The organism is Pseudomonas sp. B414, from assembly GCF_055408445.1.
On sequence record NZ_JBUZTQ010000012.1, the window covers coordinates 94,356 to 111,787 of the forward strand.

General features: G+C 58.7%; 16 protein-coding genes. 11 read left to right on the forward strand and 5 right to left on the reverse strand.

The window, feature by feature from the left end:
* Nucleotides 1–25 precede the first annotated feature (25 nt).
* The 5 genes from ACZRMH_RS12740 to phhA all read right to left on the reverse strand — a co-directional run bounded on the left by ACZRMH_RS12740 (nucleotide 26) and on the right by phhA (nucleotide 3,017).
* Entirely contained in the window at nucleotides 26–202 is a 177-nt protein-coding gene (locus tag ACZRMH_RS12740) for a hypothetical protein (RefSeq protein WP_464013696.1), read from the reverse strand.
* 87 nt (nucleotides 203–289) lie between these two features.
* Nucleotides 290–421: a hypothetical protein gene (locus tag ACZRMH_RS12745; protein WP_016781597.1), complete on the reverse strand. Its 132-nt coding sequence runs from the start codon at nucleotides 419–421 to the stop codon at nucleotides 290–292.
* A 208-nt stretch (nucleotides 422–629) separates the two neighbouring features.
* Nucleotides 630–1,826, reverse strand: a complete 1,197-nt coding sequence (locus ACZRMH_RS12750) for an amino acid aminotransferase (protein ID WP_464013697.1) — start codon at nucleotides 1,824–1,826, stop codon at nucleotides 630–632.
* Nucleotides 1,826–2,182 (reverse strand): 4a-hydroxytetrahydrobiopterin dehydratase, encoded by a 357-nt coding sequence (locus tag ACZRMH_RS12755; protein WP_464013698.1) that lies wholly within the window; start codon nucleotides 2,180–2,182, stop codon nucleotides 1,826–1,828. The genes ACZRMH_RS12750 and ACZRMH_RS12755 overlap by 1 nt, the downstream gene beginning before the upstream one ends.
* Before the next feature lie 43 nt (nucleotides 2,183–2,225).
* Nucleotides 2,226–3,017: a phenylalanine 4-monooxygenase gene (gene phhA / locus ACZRMH_RS12760; protein WP_464013699.1), complete on the reverse strand. Its 792-nt coding sequence runs from the start codon at nucleotides 3,015–3,017 to the stop codon at nucleotides 2,226–2,228.
* Nucleotides 3,018–3,390: 373 nt separating this feature from the next.
* Here phhA and ACZRMH_RS12765 point away from each other — a divergent pair, with 373 nt between their 5' ends.
* From ACZRMH_RS12765 to ACZRMH_RS12815, 11 genes are all read left to right on the forward strand, one after another.
* Complete coding sequence (locus ACZRMH_RS12765) at nucleotides 3,391–4,956, forward strand: sigma-54-dependent transcriptional regulator (protein ID WP_464013700.1); 1,566 nt, start codon at nucleotides 3,391–3,393, stop codon at nucleotides 4,954–4,956.
* Nucleotides 4,957–5,264: 308 nt separating this feature from the next.
* On the forward strand, nucleotides 5,265–6,005 hold the full coding sequence (locus ACZRMH_RS12770) for a flagellar basal body rod protein FlgF (RefSeq protein ID WP_464013701.1): 741 nt from the start codon (nucleotides 5,265–5,267) through the stop codon (nucleotides 6,003–6,005).
* Nucleotides 6,006–6,050: 45 nt separating this feature from the next.
* Nucleotides 6,051–6,836 carry a flagellar basal-body rod protein FlgG gene (gene flgG / locus ACZRMH_RS12775; RefSeq protein ID WP_464013702.1) on the forward strand — a complete coding sequence of 262 codons (786 nt, stop codon included), beginning with the start codon at nucleotides 6,051–6,053 and terminating at the stop codon, nucleotides 6,834–6,836.
* A gap of 24 nt (nucleotides 6,837–6,860) precedes the next feature.
* Nucleotides 6,861–7,556, forward strand: coding sequence for a flagellar basal body L-ring protein FlgH (flgH, locus tag ACZRMH_RS12780; protein ID WP_464013703.1), 696 nt, complete (start codon nucleotides 6,861–6,863; stop codon nucleotides 7,554–7,556).
* Between the two features lie 14 nt (nucleotides 7,557–7,570).
* Nucleotides 7,571–8,680 carry a flagellar basal body P-ring protein FlgI gene (locus ACZRMH_RS12785; protein WP_095002626.1) on the forward strand — a complete coding sequence of 370 codons (1,110 nt, stop codon included), beginning with the start codon at nucleotides 7,571–7,573 and terminating at the stop codon, nucleotides 8,678–8,680.
* A gap of 10 nt (nucleotides 8,681–8,690) precedes the next feature.
* Nucleotides 8,691–9,950, forward strand: a complete 1,260-nt coding sequence (gene flgJ, locus ACZRMH_RS12790) for a flagellar assembly peptidoglycan hydrolase FlgJ (RefSeq protein WP_464013704.1) — start codon at nucleotides 8,691–8,693, stop codon at nucleotides 9,948–9,950.
* Between the two features lie 10 nt (nucleotides 9,951–9,960).
* On the forward strand, nucleotides 9,961–11,988 hold the full coding sequence (gene flgK / locus ACZRMH_RS12795; protein ID WP_464013705.1) for a flagellar hook-associated protein FlgK: 2,028 nt from the start codon (nucleotides 9,961–9,963) through the stop codon (nucleotides 11,986–11,988).
* Between the two features lie 14 nt (nucleotides 11,989–12,002).
* Nucleotides 12,003–13,586: a flagellar hook-associated protein 3 gene (locus ACZRMH_RS12800; protein ID WP_464013706.1), complete on the forward strand. Its 1,584-nt coding sequence runs from the start codon at nucleotides 12,003–12,005 to the stop codon at nucleotides 13,584–13,586.
* 397 nt (nucleotides 13,587–13,983) lie between these two features.
* Nucleotides 13,984–14,910 (forward strand): ketoacyl-ACP synthase III, encoded by a 927-nt coding sequence (locus ACZRMH_RS12805; protein ID WP_464013707.1) that lies wholly within the window; start codon nucleotides 13,984–13,986, stop codon nucleotides 14,908–14,910.
* Nucleotides 14,911–15,255: 345 nt separating this feature from the next.
* Nucleotides 15,256–16,923, forward strand: coding sequence for a flagellin N-terminal helical domain-containing protein (locus tag ACZRMH_RS12810; protein WP_464013708.1), 1,668 nt, complete (start codon nucleotides 15,256–15,258; stop codon nucleotides 16,921–16,923).
* Nucleotides 16,924–16,995: 72 nt separating this feature from the next.
* Nucleotides 16,996–17,346 (forward strand): flagellar protein FlaG, encoded by a 351-nt coding sequence (locus tag ACZRMH_RS12815; RefSeq protein WP_464013709.1) that lies wholly within the window; start codon nucleotides 16,996–16,998, stop codon nucleotides 17,344–17,346.
* The last annotated feature ends 86 nt before the right edge of the window (nucleotides 17,347–17,432 follow it).

A 17,432-nucleotide genomic window follows, 5' to 3' on the forward strand; every position in this document is an offset into this window, starting at 1 on the left:
TCCTGCGGGGTGCGGTTGGGGCAGATTACAACGGTGCAACCAATTGTGTCGCGATTAACGCAGCCAGGGCGTTTTCCTGGGTGCCGAAACGCTTGAGCAGGGCGGCTTGCTTCTCGGGGCTGAGGCGCTCCCAGAGGTCGATCATTTTCTCGGCGGTGCCGATCAGGACGCTGGCCTGGGTTTCGCTGAAGGTGTCAGTCACGCTTGAATCCGCAAATAGGGGGGTGGAGCAATTGTGTCAGACGGTGTGAAAAACAGGGCGCTTTTCGCACCGTCTGATTGTGGACCGTCAGTCTTCGCTGTCGGCCTGGAGGCTTTCAGAGGCCTCGTCCAGTGCGGGGTTTTCGCCACTGGTGTGTTGCGGGGTTGGCTGCTCGGTTTCGTGCAGGCTTGGGAAGGGGAGGTTTGGGATCTCGTGCATCGTCGCGCTCCTCGTAAGGTGTGTTTTAAGTAGCTTGCTAAGGATACAGGAGGGAGTGTGACAATTTGTCTTTTTATTGCGTCTGGGGAGAATTTAAACGAACTGTGGGAGCGGGCTTGCTCGCGATGCATGCGACGCGGTCTTTCAGTCAGACCGCGGTGCTGCAATCGCGAACAAGTCCGCTCCCACAGGGTGCATAGGGTTGCTCTTAGCGGGTACACACCTGCGCAATGGCCTTGGCCAGCAGGCTCAGGCGGGTGCCGTCGACACCGGCCATATTGGCGCGGCCGGAGCCGACCATGTACACGCTGTGTTTCTCGCGCAACAACTGCACTTGTTCCTGAGTCAGGCCGGTGTACGAAAACATCCCGCGTTGCTCATTGATATGGGCAAAGTGTTCCGCCAGCCCGAACGGCGTCAGGGCTTCGACCAGACCGCTGCGCAATTGCGCGATACGGCTGCGCATGGCTTCCACTTCGCTGATCCACAGGTTTTTCAACTGTGCATCACCGAGGATGGTAGCCACCACGGCGGCGCCATGATCCGGCGGGTTGGACCACAGGTTGCGGGCCAGATAGGCCAGCTGGCTGCGGATATCCGTCAGTTTTTCGGCATCGTTGGCGCATACGATCAAGGCGCCGACCCGTTCGCGATACAGGCCGAAGTTCTTCGAGCACGAACTGGTGATCAGCAACTCAGGCAGTTCGCGGGCGAACAGGCGAGTTGACCAGGCATCTTCCTGCAATCCATCGCCAAAGCCCTGGTAGGCAAAGTCGATTAGCGGCAGTAATTCGCGACGGCGTACTACGTCCAGTACCTGCAGCCAGTCCGCCTGGGACAGGTCGAAACCGGTCGGGTTGTGACAGCAGGCGTGCAGCAACACCACGTCGCCCTTTGGCGCGTGCTCCAGCGCTTCGAGCATGGCTGCGACATTGAGCTTGTTATCGCTGCCCACGTAGGGGTAGTGACTGATCTTCTGCCCGGCTGCGGCAAAGATGGTTTCGTGGATCGGCCAGGTCGGATCGCTCAGCCAGATGCCACGGCCCGGCAGGCATTGCGCGATAAAATCGGCGCTCAGACGCAGGGCGCCAGTGCCGCCCGGGGTCTGGGTGGCGCCTGCACGTTTGCCCGCCAGCAGCGGCGAATCTTCGCCCAGCACCAGCTCGCTGATCAATTGCCCGAAACGGCTGTCGCCATGGCCGCCGATATAGGTTTTGGTCTGCTGCTGGTCCACCAGGCGTTGTTCGGCCTGTTTGACCGATTGCAGGATCGGCGTCAGGCCATTGGCGTCTTTATAGACGCCCACGCCCAGGTCGAACTTATCCGGGTTAGTGTCCTGTTGATAGGCGTCCATCAAACCGAGAATCGGGTCGCCCGGTACCCGACCAATGTCGGCAAAGTGCATTACTTGCGACCTTCGGCAGTTTTGGCCACTTCGTCAGTGCGCGCAGCCATGATGAAGTCGTTGCGGTGCAGGCCTTTGATCGAGTGGCTCCACCAGGTCACGGTGACCGAGCCCCATTCGGTCAGCAGGCCCGGGTGATGGCCTTCGGCTTCAGCGATTTCGCCCACGGCATTGGTAAAAGCCAATGCGAATTTGAAGTTCTTGAACAGAAAGACCTTTTCCAGCTGCATGATGCCGTCGCGAACTTCGATGTTCCAGTCAGGGATCTGCTTGATCAGCATCGGCAGTTCTTCGTCGCTGACTTGTGGGGCATCGGCGCGGCAGGCTTCGCAGTGGGCTTGGTTCAGTGCGTTCATGGTGTATTCCTGAATTCGGTTTTTATTGAGGTGTAAAAGACGTTTAGGCAGCTTTTGGCTTTGGCGCGAACTTGGGTGCATGCAGCCCCATGGTCATGCCTTTTTCGACCATGACCATAATGTCTTCGTGGGCCAGGTCAAACAGCCGCTTCAAGTCCGGCAGGACAAAATACAGCGGCTGCAAGATATCGATGCGATACGGCGTGCGCATGGCTTCCAGCGGATCGAAGACCTGATGTTCCGGTTCTGCGGACAGGCTGTAAACCGTTTCTTTAGGCGATGACAGAATCCCGCCACCATAGATGCGCTTGCCTTCGGGGGTGTCGACCAGGCCGAACTCGATAGTCATCCAGTACAGACGGGCCAGGTACACCCGTTGTTCCTTGCTCGCTTGCAGCCCCAGTTTGCCGTAGGTGTGGGTGAACTCGGCAAACCACGGGTTGGTCAGCAGCGGGCAGTGGCCGAAGATCTCGTGGAAGATGTCGGGCTCTTGCAGGTAGTCCAGCTCTTCTGGGGTGCGAATAAAGGTCGCTACCGGGAACTGCTTGTTGGCGAGCAATTCGAAGAAAGTCTGGAAGGGGATCAGTGCGGGCACCCGGGCAACTTGCCAGCCAGTGGTGGCACCGAGTACCTGGTTGATTTCGCTCAATTGCGGGATGCGGTCGTGGGGCAGGCCGAGTTTTTCGATGCCTTGCATATATTCAGGGCAGGCACGGCCTTCGAGCAGTTTCAGCTGACGGGTAATCAGTGTGTTCCACACCCCGTGTTCGGCAGGTGTGTAGTCGATAAAGCCATTGGCATCAGGCTCACGGGCGACGTATTTCGTGTGCTTCATGGGGCTCTCCGCAAGAAAATCGTTTTTATTATTCGGTGTTGTTGCGATGTCTTAGTGATACCCCAAGTGATTGCGTCGTGCAGCTAGCCTAAAGCCGGTAATGCTGGGATGATGGGCCTTATTCGTAAAGTATTCGTTACGGACTGAAGAATGGGTTGTCATTCTTGAGCATGCGACAGTGAAACTGTCACAAAATCGTGACGATGAAATGCCCCTAAGGGCAAAAAACAATTCCCTTTGTGATCAGGTGTGGGAGCGGGCTTGCTCGCGATGGCATCAGCACGGTGTGTCAGACAAATCGCGCCGTCTGCATCGCGAGCAAGCCCGCTCCCACATTTAGATCTCCATTGTCAGTTATTCCCGAGCCCTGCCCATGCGTATCAAAGTCCACTGCCAAAACCGGATTGGCATTCTTCGCGACATTCTCAACCTGCTGGTTGCCTATGGCATCAACGTCAAGCGCGGTGAGGTGGGGGGCGACCAGGGCAATGCGATCTATCTGTATTGCCCGAATCTGATCAATCTGCAGTTCCAGGCCCTGCGGCCGAAGTTTGAAACCATTGCCGGAGTATTCGGGGTCAAGCGTGTCGGCCTTATGCCCAGCGAGCGTCGGCATATGGAACTCAACGCTTTGCTCGGCGCGCTGGAGTTTCCGGTGCTGTCCATTGATATGGGCGGCTGCATCGTCGCTGCCAACCGCGCAGCCGCGCAGTTGCTCGGGGTGCGGGTAGATGAGGTGCCGGGGATTTCCCTGTCCCGTTATGCCGAAGACTTCGACCTGCCTGAATTGGTGCGGGCCAACAAATCGCGGATCAACGGCCTGCGGGTCAAGATCAAGGGGTTGGTGTACCTGGCTGATATCGCGCCGCTGCAACTGGAGCACGACGAAAGCGAGGCGATGGCGGGTGCCGTGCTGACCCTGCACCGTGCCGACCGCGTGGGCGAGCAGATCTACAATGTGCGCAAGCAGGAGCTGCGCGGTTTTGACAGCATCTTCCAAAGCTCAAAAGTCATGGCCGCTGTAGTGCGCGAAGCCCGGCGTATGGCGCCGCTGGATGCGCCGCTATTGATAGAAGGCGAAACCGGCACCGGCAAGGAATTGCTGGCCCGGGCTTGTCACCTGGCCAGCCCGCGCGGGCAATCGCCACTGATGGCGCTCAATTGCGCAGGCTTGCCCGAGTCGATGGCCGAAACCGAATTGTTCGGCTACGGCCCCGGTGCTTTTGAAGGGGCACGGGCCGAGGGCAAGTTGGGTCTGCTGGAACTGACGGCGGGCGGTACGTTGTTTCTCGATGGTGTGGGCGAAATGAGCCCGCGCTTGCAGGTCAAATTGCTGCGCTTTTTGCAGGACGGTTGCTTTCGCCGGGTCGGCAGTGATGAAGAGGTGTATCTGGATGTGCGGGTGATGTGCGCCACTCAGGTCGACTTGTCCGAGCTGTGCGCCCGGGGCGAGTTCCGCCAGGATCTCTATCACCGGCTTAACGTGTTGTCGCTGCATATTCCACCGCTGCGCGACTGCCTGGACGGGCTGGAGCCACTGGTCGAGCATTTTCTCGACCAGGCCAGCCGGCAAATCGGCTGCGCGCTGCCGCGCCTGGCACCTGCGGCCATGGATCGCCTGAGCCACTACCATTGGCCGGGCAATGTGCGGCAGTTGGAGAACGTGCTGTTTCAGGCGGTGTCGCTGTGTGATGGCGGGGTGGTCAAGGCCGAGCATATTCGTTTGCCGGATTATGGCGTGCGTCAGCCACTGGGTGAGTTTTCGCTGGACGGTGGGCTGGAGCAGATTGTCGGGCGTTTCGAAAAGGCGGTGCTGGAGCAGCTTTATTCCGAGCATCCCAGCAGCCGATTGCTGGGCAAGCGCTTGGGGGTTTCCCACACCACCATCGCCAACAAGCTGCGTGAGCACGACATTATCAAGCCGGGCAAGGAAACCTGAGCCTTTAAACATTTACTGGTGGGAGCGAGCCTGCTCGCGATGGTATCGCCGCGGTGTGCCAGACAAATCGGGTCGCCGGCATCGCGAGCAAGCCCGCTCCCACAGGTGTTGCGTCGTCTGGCAGGCCATTGCTTGCCGCTACCGGCATAACCCCGCCGTCTAACCCCGTCTCTCAGCACCTCTCCAACTTCCCGCAAGCCCAGTCAAACCGGCCTTTACCACCGTCAAAAAATAGTTGGTGCGCAAATTGCTTTAGCCACTGCAGTACAGCGGTGGGCGGCAAGCGTCCGTCAGACAGAGGAAAGACTGTGGACAAGTACCTTTATGTGGCAATGACCGGCGCCAGTCAGAACGCTCTGGCGCAAAAGGCCCATGCCAACAATCTGGCGAACATCTCGACCAACGGTTTTCAGCGCGACCTGGAGCAGGCGCGTTCGATGCCGGTGTTTGGCGACAGCTTTGCGGCGCGGGCCTTTGCCATGAGCGAGCGCCCGGCGACCGATTTCAGCCCCGGTGCCATGGTCGAGACCGGTCGTGATCTGGACGTGGCGGTGTCCGGCGATGGCTGGCTGGCCGTGCAGGCCCCCGATGGCAGTGAAGCCTATGTGCGCACCGTCAGCATGAATGTCGACGCCCTGGGCATCCTGCGCGCCGGCAACGGCATGCCGATCATGGGCAATGGCGGGCCGATTGCAGTGCCCCCCCAGCAGCAGATCGAAGTCGGCGAAGACGGCACCATCAGCATCCGCGCCCAGGGCGAAGGCCCGCGGGTGATGGCGCAAGTGGACCGGATCAAGCTGGTGCAGCCGGACCTGAAAACCATGAGCAAGGGCCTCGACGGCCTGATCCACACCAATGACGGTCAGCCCGCTGCGGCGGATGCCAATGTGCGGGTGACCTCGGGGTTTCTGGAGGCGAGCAACGTCAATGCGGTCGATGAAATGACCTCGGTGCTGGCGCTTTCCAAGCAGTTCGAACTGCATATCAAAATGATGAATACCGCCAAAGAAGACGATCAGGCCATGACTCGCGTCCTGTCCATCAGCTAATTATTTGAACGCAGCGCCGAGAAACCGGCGCGCGAGGAGAGCAGCATGCTTCCGGCACTATGGGTTGCAAAAACAGGTCTGGCTGCACAAGACACCAACCTGACCACCATTTCCAACAACCTGGCCAACGTGTCGACCACGGGCTTCAAACGTGATCGCGCCGAGTTCCAGGACTTGCTCTACCAGATCAAACGCCAGCCCGGTGCCCAGTCGACCCAGGACAGCGAGCTGCCCTCGGGCCTGCAACTGGGTACCGGCGTGCGTATCGTCGGCACGCAAAAGAACTTCGCCGCCGGTAGCCTGCAAACCACCGAGCAGCCGCTGGATATGGCCATCAATGGCCGTGGCTTTTTCCAGATCATGCAGCCAGACGGGACTACGGCCTACACCCGTGACGGTACCTTTCACCTGGACTCCAACGGCCAGATCGTCACCGCCAGCGGCTTTGCCCTGGAACCGGCGATTGTGGTGCCTGCCGATGCGCAGACTTTCACCGTAGGCCAGGACGGTACCGTGTCGGTGACCATTGCTGGCACTGCGGCTGCGCAAGTGATCGGCAACGTGCAAACCGCCGACTTTATCAACCCCGCCGGTCTGCAGTCCCAGGGCGGTAACCTGTTCCTCGAAACCGCCTCCAGCGGCGCACCGCAAATCGGTACTCCGGGCCTCAACGGCTTTGGCCTGACCATGCAAAGCATGCTGGAAACCTCCAACGTCAGCACCGTGGAAGAAATGGTCAATATGATCACCACGCAGCGCGCCTACGAGATGAACTCCAAAGTCATCTCCACCGCTGACCAGATGCTGTCGTTTGTGACGCAAAACCTGTAATTACGTGAAATAGCGGGAGAGCTCATGAAGCGCTTGTTTTCTGTTCTGGCACTAGGCGCCATTACCTTTGTGGCCGGTTGCGTCAGTCCGCCGCCGCGGGCCAACGATCCGTACTACGCACCTGTGCTGCCGCGTACGCCGCTGCCGGCTGCGGCCAACAACGGCTCGATTTACCAGGCCGGTTTCGAGCAGAACCTGTACAGCGACCGCAAGGCGTACCGTGTCGGTGACATCATCACCATCACCCTGAACGAGCGGACCCAGGCGAGCAAAAATGCCAACTCGGCCATCGGCAAGAACAGCAACACCAGCATCGGCCTGACCTCGTTGTTCGGCAGCGGCCTGACCACCAATAACCCGTTGGGCAGTGGCGACCTGAGCCTGAATGCCGGTTACAGCGGCAGCCGTGCCACCAAGGGCGATAGCAAGGCCGGGCAGGGCAACAGCCTGACCGGTTCGATCACCGTGACCGTGGCCGATGTGCTGCCCAACGGCATCATCGCCGTGCGCGGCGAGAAGTGGATGACCCTCAACACCGGCGACGAACTGGTGCGCATTGCCGGCCTGGTCCGTGCCGATGACATCGCCACCGACAACACCGTGTCGTCGACCCGCGTCGCCGATGCGCGCATTACCTATTCGGGCACCGGTTCATTTGCCGATGCGAGCCAGCCGGGCTGGTTTGACCGCTTCTTCCTTAGCCCGCTGTTTCCTTTTTAGTGATGACTTTCGCCATGCCCAACCTCAAGCATCTGCTGGCAGCCGTGTTGCTGTTGTCGACCTCCCTGGGCGCCCACGCCGAGCGGTTGAAAGACATCGCCAGCATTTCCGGCGTGCGCTCCAACCAATTGATTGGTTATGGCCTGGTTGTCGGGTTGAATGGTACGGGCGACCAGACCACGCAAACCCCATTTACCCTGCAGACCTTCAACAACATGCTGTCGCAGTTCGGTATCAAGGTGCCGCCAGGGTCGGGCAATGTGCAGCTTAAAAACGTCGCGGCGGTGTCGATCAGTGCCGATTTGCCAGCGTTTGCCAAGCCGGGGCAGGTGATCGATATCACCGTTTCCTCCATTGGTAACTCCAAAAGCCTGCGCGGCGGTACGCTGCTGCTGACACCGCTCAAGGGCATCGACGGCAATGTCTATGCGGTGGCCCAGGGCAATCTGGTGGTGGGCGGCTTTGATGCCGAAGGCCGTGACGGCTCGAAAATCACCGTCAACGTTCCCTCGGCCGGGCGCATCCCCGGTGGTGCCTCGGTCGAGCGTGCCGTGCCCAGTGGGTTTAACCAGGGCAACAGCCTGACCCTGAACCTCAATCGTTCGGACTTCACCACAGCCAAGCGCATTGTCGACAAGATCAACGACCTGCTCGGTCCCGGCGTGGCCCAGGCCATCGACGGCGGCTCGGTGCGGGTGACCGCGCCGCTGGACCCAAGCCAGCGCGTCGATTACCTGTCGATCCTGGAAAACCTCGAAGTCGACCCGGGCCAGGCGGTGGCCAAGGTTATTATCAACTCCCGTACCGGCACCATCGTGATCGGCCAGAACGTCAAGGTTTCGCCGGCCGCGGTGACCCACGGCAGCCTGACCGTGACCATCACCGAAGACCCTATCGTCAGCCAGCCCGGCCCCTTGTCCAACGGTGAAACCGCCGTGGTGCCACGCTCGCGCCTGAATGCCCAGCAGGAAGCCAAGCCGATGTTCAAGTTCGGCCCGGGCACCACCCTGGACGAAATCGTGCGAGCGGTGAATCAGGTGGGCGCAGCGCCAGGTGACTTGATGGCGATTCTCGAAGCACTGAAACAGGCCGGCGCCTTGCAAGCCGACCTGATCGTGATCTGAGGCTGACAGCATGGATATGTCCAAGACCGCAGGATTGGGTGGCAGCGATTCGGGAGCCTTTACCGACCTCAATCGTCTTAACAACCTGAAGGTCGGCGACCGCGAAAGCGATGCGAACATGCGCAAGGTTGCGCAGGAATTCGAGTCGCTGTTCCTTAACGAAATGCTCAAGTCGATGCGCTCGGCCAACGAAGTGCTGGGCAAGGACAACCCGCTCAACACCCCGGCGGCCAAGCAGTATCAGGAAATGTACGACCAGCAGCTGTCGGTGACCTTGTCCCGCCAGGGCGGCGGTATCGGCCTGGCCGATGTGCTGATGCGCCAGATGTCGAAAAACAAATCCGCAGTGCCGGGGGAGGCTGCGGCCACCACCGCATTGAACGCTGAAGTCAAAACCCCGGCAGCCACCAACACGGCCGATAGCCCGTTTGTGCGCTCCAATGGCCAGCGTGCGCTGTGGGCTTCGCGGGTCGATGTGGCTCCGAGTGCGACCCAGGGTGCGCATAAAAACGATATGGCCATGCTCAACCAGCGCCGTCTGGCGTTGCCGAGCAAGCTGACGGATCGGCTGCTGGCCGGGATCGTGCCTTCGGCGGACCCTGCGCGTTCCACCCTGAACACCGGCACTGTGCCAGGGCGTACTTCGCCGGGGCTGGATGCCGTGCTCAAGGGCAGCCGCCAGCCGATGCTCAGCGCCAGTGGCGCATCAGGGCGGATGCAGATTTATGGCCGTGCCGTGGCCCAGCCACCATTGGCGCCGGCCAAGCAGGCGTTCGAATCACCGGATGCCTTTGTCGCCACCATGCTGCCGATGGCGCAGCAGGCTGCCGACCGGATTGGCGTCGACCCGCTGTATCTGGTGGCGCAAGCTGCGCTGGAAACCGGCTGGGGCAAATCGGTGATGCGCCAGCAAGATGGCAGCAGCAGCCACAACCTGTTTGGCATCAAGGCCACCGGCAGCTGGCAGGGCGCGCAGGCGCGGGCCATCACCAGCGAGTTCAAGGGCGGGCAGATGGTCAAGGAAACGGCGGACTTCCGCTCCTACGACTCGTATCAAGACAGCTTCCACGATCTGGTGACGCTGTTGCAGAGCAACAATCGTTATAAAGAAGTACTCAACGCGGCCGATAAACCGGAGCAGTTTGTGCGCGAGTTGCAGAAGGCCGGTTATGCGACCGACCCTGAATACGCGAGCAAGATTTCGCAGATAGCCAAGCAAATGAAAACCTACCAGAGCTACGCCTCGACGGGTTCTCTCACGAATTTATAAGGTTTGAACCATGGCGAGTTTGATCAACATCGGGATGTCGGGGCTGAACGCCAGCCAGGGCGCATTGGCTACTGTCGGCAACAACATTGCCAACGCCAATACCTCGGGCTATTCGCGTCAGCAAATCGTCCAGGGCAGTGGCGCGTCGCAACAGGTGGGCGGGGTGTTTATCGGCACCGGCACCACCCTGGCCGACGTGCGCCGTGTGTACAACGCCTACCTCGACGCCCAGTTGCAAACCACCACCTCGCTCAACGGCGATGCCCAGGCCTATCTCGACCAGATCGGCACGGTCGACAAACTGCTGTCGGATAAAAACACCGGTGTTTCGGCCGCCCTCAGCAGTTTTTTCTCGTCCTTGCAGACGGCTGCCGCTACTCCGGGTGATGTGTCGGCTCGCCAGTTGCTGCTGACCAGTGCGCAAACCCTGAGCAACCGTTTCAACTCGATTTCGTCCCAGCTCAACCAGCAGAACGAAGGCATCAACAGCCAGCTGGACACCCTGACCTCGATGGTCAACCAGCACACGGCCACCATTGCCTCGCTGAACAAGCAGATTGCCCAGGCCACCACCGCCGGCAACACCCCGAACAACCTGCTGGATGCACGTAACGAAGCGGTGCGCACCCTTAACGAGCTGGTCGGGGTAACGGTCCAGGAACACGACAACGTTTACGACATCACCCTGGGCACCGGCCAGAGCCTGGTGCAGGGCACCACTTCCAACACCATTTCGGCGGTGCCGGGCAAAGTCGACAAAAGCCAGTTCGGCATCCAGATCAACTACCAGCAATCGAGCTCCGATGTGACCTCGGTGCTTAGCGGCGGCAAGATCGGCGGTCTGCTGCGCTATCGCGACGATGTGCTGGCGCCGGCAATGAACGACCTGGGACGCACCGCAATCGTGGTTGCCGATGCGATCAACAAGCAGCTGGGCCAGGGCCTGGACGCCAACGGCGAGTTCGGTTCGTCGCTGTTCAACAGCATCAACAGTGACAAGGCCATCACCCAGCGCAGCCAGGCATCGAGCAGCAACAGTGCCGGTTCCAGCAACCTCAATGTGAGTATCAGCGACAGCAGCCAGCTGACGGCCTACGACTATAAGGTGACCTTCACCAGCGCGACTGAATACACCATTCAGCGCTCCGACGGCGAGGCGGCCAAAGGGCCATTCAAACTCGGCGACAAGCAGGAGATCGACGGCTTTACCCTGCAACTGCCCAAAGATGGCGTAGTCGCAGCGGGCGATACCTTCAAGGTCAGCCCCACCCGCAGCGGCGCGAGCAATATCGGTGTGCAGATGAGCGATGCCAATAAGTTGGCGTTCGCTGGGCCATTGGTGGCCGGGGCGGGCGGTTCCAATACCGGCACCGGTGCGGTGGGTGGCCTGAACCTGTCAGCGGCGCTGGATATTTATGGCGGCGTCAATCTGGGCAAGTCGCAAAGCGATATTGAAGGTGCGATGCCGGTGCGTATCGCCTTTGACGAGGCTGCTGCCGATGGCACCCAGAGCTATCGGGTGCTGAACGAAGCGGGTAAGGAAATCGGCAAGGGCAGCATCGTGCCGGGGCAGGACAACAAGGTCACCATCAATGTGCCCGTCACCAACGCTGACGGCAGCACCACCAATGTGGGCTTTGATACGGTGATCAGCGGCTCGCCAGCCAAGGGCGACAGCTTTGATATCAAGTTCAACAAGGACGGCAAGGCCGACAACCGCAATGCCAACGAACTGTTGGGCCTGCAAACCAAGGCCACGGTCGGCGTAGGCAAGGACGGCACTGGCGGCGTCAGTGTGGGTACCTCCTATAGCCAGTTGGTGTCCAATGTCGGCGGCAAGGCCAGCCAGGCGGCGGTCGACGGCACTGCCAACGGCGCGGCCCTGGCGTACGCCAAGGAAGTGCGCAACTCGGTGTCCCAGGTCAACCTGGATGAAGAGGCGTCCAACCTGGTCAAGTTCCAGCAGTACTACACCGCCTCGTCGCAGATCATCAAAGCGGCGCAAGCAACCTTCAGCACGCTGATCAACAGTCTTTAAGGGAGCCCGCGACGATGCGTATTTCAACTTCGCAGTTTTTTGAATCGACCAGTGCCACCTACCAGAACAACTTCTCGTCGGTGGTCAAGACCCAGGGTCAGATCGACTCTGGCGTGCGCATCCAGACTGCCGCCGATGACCCGGTGGGCGCGGCGCGCCTGCTGCAACTGCAGCAGCAGAAAGACATGCTGGGCCAGTACTCCACCAATATGAACAGCATCAAGGCGTCATTGGGTGCTCAGGAAGCGGTGCTCGACAGCATCAACACTGCCCTGCAAAAGGCCAGTGAACTGGCCCTGGGCGCTGGCAGCGGCAAGAGCGATGCGGATCGTACGGCCATTGCCAATGAACTGGGCAGCATCGAAGACCAGGTGTTCAGCCTGCTTAACAGCAAGGATGCCTCGGGCAACTACATGTTCTCCGGTTCCAAAACCGACACACCGCCTTACACCCGTAACAACGATGGCACCTACAGCTATCAGGGCGACGATACCCAACTCAACCTGAAAGTCTCCGACACCCTGACCCTGGCCAGCAGCGACACGGCCAAGAGCATCATGGAAGGCGCGACCAATACCGGCCGCACCCAGGCCATCTTTGTGCCAGGGGTGGACGCCAATGGTGAACCGACCGTCAACGATGGCAAGCTTACGGTGTCTGCTGGCCTGGTAACTTCAAGCCCGGTATTCAACAAGAGCTTTGCCGAAGGCCAGCCGTACACGCTTAAATTCAGCAGCAGCACCCAGTACACCGTGACCGACCGTGACGGCAACGACCTGACCTCGCAAATGGCGGGCAATGGCGTGTTCGATCCGACCAAGGATGGCTCGCAGAGCATCAGCCTGCGCGGCGTGTCGTTCGACATCACCCCCAACAGCCTCAAGGATATCCCGGCGGCGGAGCGGGATGCGGCAGTGGCGGGGCGCACCTTTACCCTGGAAGCCAAGGCGGACACGTTCAATGCCTCGCGCACGCCGGGCAACACCTCGACGGCGCAGCTCACCGGTTCAACCGTGACCGACCCCAAGGTTTACGCCGACAGCTTTCCGAGCAATGGAGCGGTGATCAAATTCACCAGCGCCACCGAATACGAGGTGTATGCCCAGCCGCTGACCGCCGACAGCAAGTCGATAGCCCAGGGCAATGTGGCTGACGGCGCGCTGGGGGTTGATTTCAAGTTTTCCGGCACGCCGGAGGCGGGCGACCAGTTCGTGGTCAACCGCAATAACCATCAGAGCCAGAATGCGCTGGACACCATCAGCCAGCTGCGCAAGGCGCTGGTGATCCCCAGCGACAAAGACCCGCTGGCCCAGCAGACGCAAAAAGACGCGATCAACTCGGCGATCGGCAACCTGAAAAACGCCAGCGCCGGGGTCGACAGCGCCCGGGGCTCGATTGGTGCGCGCTTGAAGGCAGTAGACGTGCAGGCTGACGAAAACATCAGTCTGGGCCTGGCCAACGACTCCACCACGGCGGCGATTGGCAACACCGATACGGCCGGGGCCGCTATCCAATTGGCGTTCCAGAAAGCCATGCTCGAAGCCTCGCAGCTGGCCTTCGTCAAAATCTCCCAGCTGAGCCTGTTTAATCAGCTTTGATTGGCGACAGCACTCCTCTCCTGTAGTCGCTGACGAGGAACGAAGGCTGCGATTGAAGACACAGTCTTAGCCAGACCGGCTACTGCGGTGTTTCTGAAATACCGAGGGTGAATAGATTACGAGTGCTTCGCCCTCGATCGCAGCCTTCGTTCCTCGTCAGCGACTACAGGCCAATCGCTGTGTTCTCGTAATGTTTTGTATAAAACCACACAAAATAGCGTGACCTATGAGTCATAACGGGCATCTTCACTGTATCGTGTGAAATGTACGGGCGGGTGCCGGGCCTTTTTTGGGCTGTTTTGTTTATTTTTATGCACCCACACAAGCCCTTTTATTGTCAGCGCCCCTCGATTGTGCGAGCGGGTGATCTCCAGCTATTCAGTATTGGGAAGCCACAATGATTGGCATTAAAAGCATCGCCAGTTACGTGCCAGCAAGCGGTGTAGACAACTACGCGCAAGGCGCGAAGTTCTCCAAGGACGAAGACTTCATTCTGGGCAAGATCGGTTCGGCGTTTCTGCCGCGCAAAGATGCCGACCAGGAAACCTCGGATCTGTGTGTAGAAGCAGTAAACGCACTGTTTGCCAACAATCCGCAGCTTAAACGCGAATCCATCGACGCGTTGATCGTCGTCACCCAGAACGGTGACGCCGAAGGCCTGCCGCACACGGCCGCCATCGTGCAGGACAAACTGGGTCTGCCGACCCACGTTGCTGCCTTTGATATTTCCCTGGGTTGCTCGGGTTATGTCTACGGCATCTACGCGATGAAAGGTTTTATGGAAGCCACGGGCCTGAAAAACGGCCTGCTGATCACTGCCGACCCGTACTCGAAAATCGTCGACCCCGAAGACCGCAACACCACCATGCTCTTCGGCGACGCCGCGACCGCTACCTGGATGGGCGAAGACGCCCCCTGGCAGCTGGGCAAGGCCAAGTTCGGTACCGACGGCTCGGGTGCGCCGCACCTGAAAGTCAGCGATGGCGTGTTCTTTATGAATGGTCGTCAGGTGTTCAACTTCGCGCTGCTTAAAGTGCCTGCGCATTTGAATGAACTGCTGGAAGAGTCGCAGCTGACTTCGCAAGATATCGACGCTTTCTGCATCCACCAGGGCAGTGCGGCGATTGTCGATGCAGTGGCGCGTCGTTTTGAAGGCGAGCCGGAGAAATTTATCAAGGATATGGTCGAGACGGGTAACACCGTGTCATCGAGCATTCCGCTGTTGCTGGAAAAGCATGTGATGGAAGCCACCTGGAAGCGCGTAGCCCTGAGCGGCTTCGGCGTGGGCCTGTCGTGGGGTTCGGCGATTATCTATCGCCCATAAGCTGCAAGCCGAAACACAAAACGCCCGTGGCCTTAAAGCCATGGGCGTTTTGCGTTATGTGCCCGGCGAAAATCTCTTGTGGGAGCTGGCTTGCCAGCGATGCAGGCAATTCGGCCTGCCTGAAGAAATCAGCTGATGCCATCGCTGGCAAGCCAGCTCCCACAGGAGTTTGCATCGACGCTAACCCCCTGAAATACAAGGCATGGCCCCTAGCCAGCAAAAAAAAACAAAATAACCCTCAAGCAACCGGCATTCACGACGATAACTATTACGAAGGTTCTCTAGGCCACACCCGGCGGTTGCCAGGGCCGGAAGCCGCAGTATTCATCCAATGAGGATTTCGTCATGGCTTTATCAGTAAACACTAACGTCACGTCCCAGACCGTTCAGAAGAACCTGAACAAAGCCGGCGACTCGTTGAGCACCTCGATGACCCGTCTGTCTTCCGGCCTGAAAATCAACAGCGCCAAAGACGACGCTGCCGGCATGCAGATCGCCAACCGTCTGACCTCTCAGGTTAAAGGCATGACCGTTGCCATCGCCAACGCCAACAACGGCTCGTCGATTGCACAGACTGCTGAAGGCGCGATGCAAGAATCGACCAACATTCTGCAACGTCTGCGTGAACTGGCCCTGCAGTCCGCGAACGGTGATAAAAGCGCGGATGACCGTGCATCCCTGCAGCAAGAATTCACAGCGAAAGTCGGTGAGCTGACCCGTATTTCGTCTACCACCACTTTCGGTGGTCGTAACCTGCTGGACGGTTCGTTCCAGAACCAGGCTTTCCAGGTCGGTGCTGATGCCAACCAGACCATCTCGTTTGGTATGAGCGATATCAGTGCTACTGGTTTGAAAGGTTCTTATGGTGAGGCGAATGCGTCCGGTGGAGTAAATGAGCTGTCTGCGACTGTAGTTGGTGGTTCTAACGATGCTGCCAAATTCAAGACTGCAGGCGCTGTGGCCTTTACTTCGGTCGCGGCCCAGACTTTAACCATTAATGACACAGATTTTGATTTCGCTATTGGAACTAAAGTTGGGGAAGCGGTTACAGCGATAAATAAGCAGTCTGCTTCTACAGGTGTCACTGCTTCCTTGGACTCAACAGGCACGAAATTGAACCTGTCGTCCGACGCTACATTCAAAGCTAAGGGTTCTACTGCAGAATCTGGTTATGGTACGGAGTTGACTGGTACTGTAGGTGGTGAAATTGGAGAAATTAATGTCAACGGAGTCAAAGTTGATATTGAAGCAGGTAAGACACTTGCTGAAACGGCAGGACTGATCGCTGCAGAGAAAACTAAAACAGGTGTAGATGCATCTGTTAAAGATGGCCGATTGGTTCTTACTTCGACTGATGGCAAGGCTATCAATCTTGCCGATGGCGCGGGTACGGATGGTCCAGGTTCGCTTTCCAAGCTGGGCCTGACAGCAGGCAGTACTCAAGCCAAGCTGACCAATGATACTTCCGTATCTTTCAATGGCGTAGAAGTGAAGTTCAAGAAAGGCGATTCGATGGACACCATCGTTTCTTCGATCAACAGCGCAAGCACGGGCGTAACTGCCAGCAAAAATGCTGACAACACGCTGAAGCTGTTCTCTACCAAGGACATCACCATTGCTGACGGCAGTGCGGGTACTGGCCTGGCTTCTTTGGGCCTGACAACTACTGCTAAAACCACCACCGCCAACACCGTTGAAACAACCGTTTCCGACTTGAGCGTGTTGACTGCCGAAGGCGCTCAACAAACCATCCAGGCCCTGACTGGCGCAATCCAGCAGATCGATACCCAGCGTTCCGCACTGGGTGCCGTACAAAACCGTTTCGACAGCACCGTATCCAACCTGCAAAGCATCTCCGAGAACTCGACTGCTGCCCGTGGTCGCGTACAGGACACTGACTTCGCATCGGAAGCTGCTGAGCTGACCAAGCAACAAACCCTGCAACAGGCCGCTACCGCGATCCTGTCCCAGGCTAACCAGCTGCCATCCGCTGTAATGAAGCTGCTTCAGTAAATTCGGCGCTTGGTTGATAACGGAAGGGCGCGTTTACGTGCCCTTCCGTTTTTTCAGTGTTGAGGTGATGACATGGACATAAGCATCAAGCTGAATGCCGCTTACCCGAGTGCCGCCGGATTACCCAATCCCGCGCCAGCACCGGTTGCAACAACCCAACCAGTCGTGCCCCCGGCCCCGGTGACAGGCAAGCAGCCTGAGCGCGCCGAGCTGGAAAAAGCTGTTAGTGACATACAAGAATTCGCACAGTCCAACCAACGCAAGTTGGACTTTTCAATTGATGACACCACGGGCGTGATGGTGGTCAAGGTGATCGCCTCCGACAGCGGTGAGGTGATTCGCCAGCTACCTTCAGAGGTGGCCTTGAAATTGGCGCAAAATCTGGCTGATCCCCACAGCCTGCTTTTTCAGGCCAAAGTATGAAGGTGGCATGAATTGTGATGCTGTCTGCTTCCTCGGTCTTGCTCGTCAAAAAAGCGTAAGCCCATAAAGCGGCAGCCCGGACAAGG

Excerpts from the sequence above, each read along its gene's own strand:
- ACZRMH_RS12745 (WP_016781597.1), bottom strand. The coding sequence starts at position 421 with ATGCACGAGATCCCAAACCTCCCCTTCCCAAGCCTGCACGAAACCGAG.
- ACZRMH_RS12750 (WP_464013697.1), bottom strand. The coding sequence starts at position 1,826 with ATGCACTTTGCCGACATTGGTCGGGTACCGGGCGACCCGATTCTCGGT.
- ACZRMH_RS12755 (WP_464013698.1), bottom strand. The coding sequence starts at position 2,182 with ATGAACGCACTGAACCAAGCCCACTGCGAAGCCTGCCGCGCCGATGCC.
- phhA (WP_464013699.1), bottom strand. The coding sequence starts at position 3,017 with ATGAAGCACACGAAATACGTCGCCCGTGAGCCTGATGCCAATGGCTTT.
- ACZRMH_RS12765 (WP_464013700.1), top strand. The coding sequence starts at position 3,391 with ATGCGTATCAAAGTCCACTGCCAAAACCGGATTGGCATTCTTCGCGAC.
- flgG (WP_464013702.1), top strand. The coding sequence starts at position 6,051 with ATGCTTCCGGCACTATGGGTTGCAAAAACAGGTCTGGCTGCACAAGAC.
- flgH (WP_464013703.1), top strand. The coding sequence starts at position 6,861 with ATGAAGCGCTTGTTTTCTGTTCTGGCACTAGGCGCCATTACCTTTGTG.
- ACZRMH_RS12785 (WP_095002626.1), top strand. The coding sequence starts at position 7,571 with ATGCCCAACCTCAAGCATCTGCTGGCAGCCGTGTTGCTGTTGTCGACC.
- flgJ (WP_464013704.1), top strand. The coding sequence starts at position 8,691 with ATGGATATGTCCAAGACCGCAGGATTGGGTGGCAGCGATTCGGGAGCC.
- flgK (WP_464013705.1), top strand. The coding sequence starts at position 9,961 with ATGGCGAGTTTGATCAACATCGGGATGTCGGGGCTGAACGCCAGCCAG.
- ACZRMH_RS12800 (WP_464013706.1), top strand. The coding sequence starts at position 12,003 with ATGCGTATTTCAACTTCGCAGTTTTTTGAATCGACCAGTGCCACCTAC.
- ACZRMH_RS12805 (WP_464013707.1), top strand. The coding sequence starts at position 13,984 with ATGATTGGCATTAAAAGCATCGCCAGTTACGTGCCAGCAAGCGGTGTA.
- ACZRMH_RS12810 (WP_464013708.1), top strand. The coding sequence starts at position 15,256 with ATGGCTTTATCAGTAAACACTAACGTCACGTCCCAGACCGTTCAGAAG.
- ACZRMH_RS12815 (WP_464013709.1), top strand. The coding sequence starts at position 16,996 with ATGGACATAAGCATCAAGCTGAATGCCGCTTACCCGAGTGCCGCCGGA.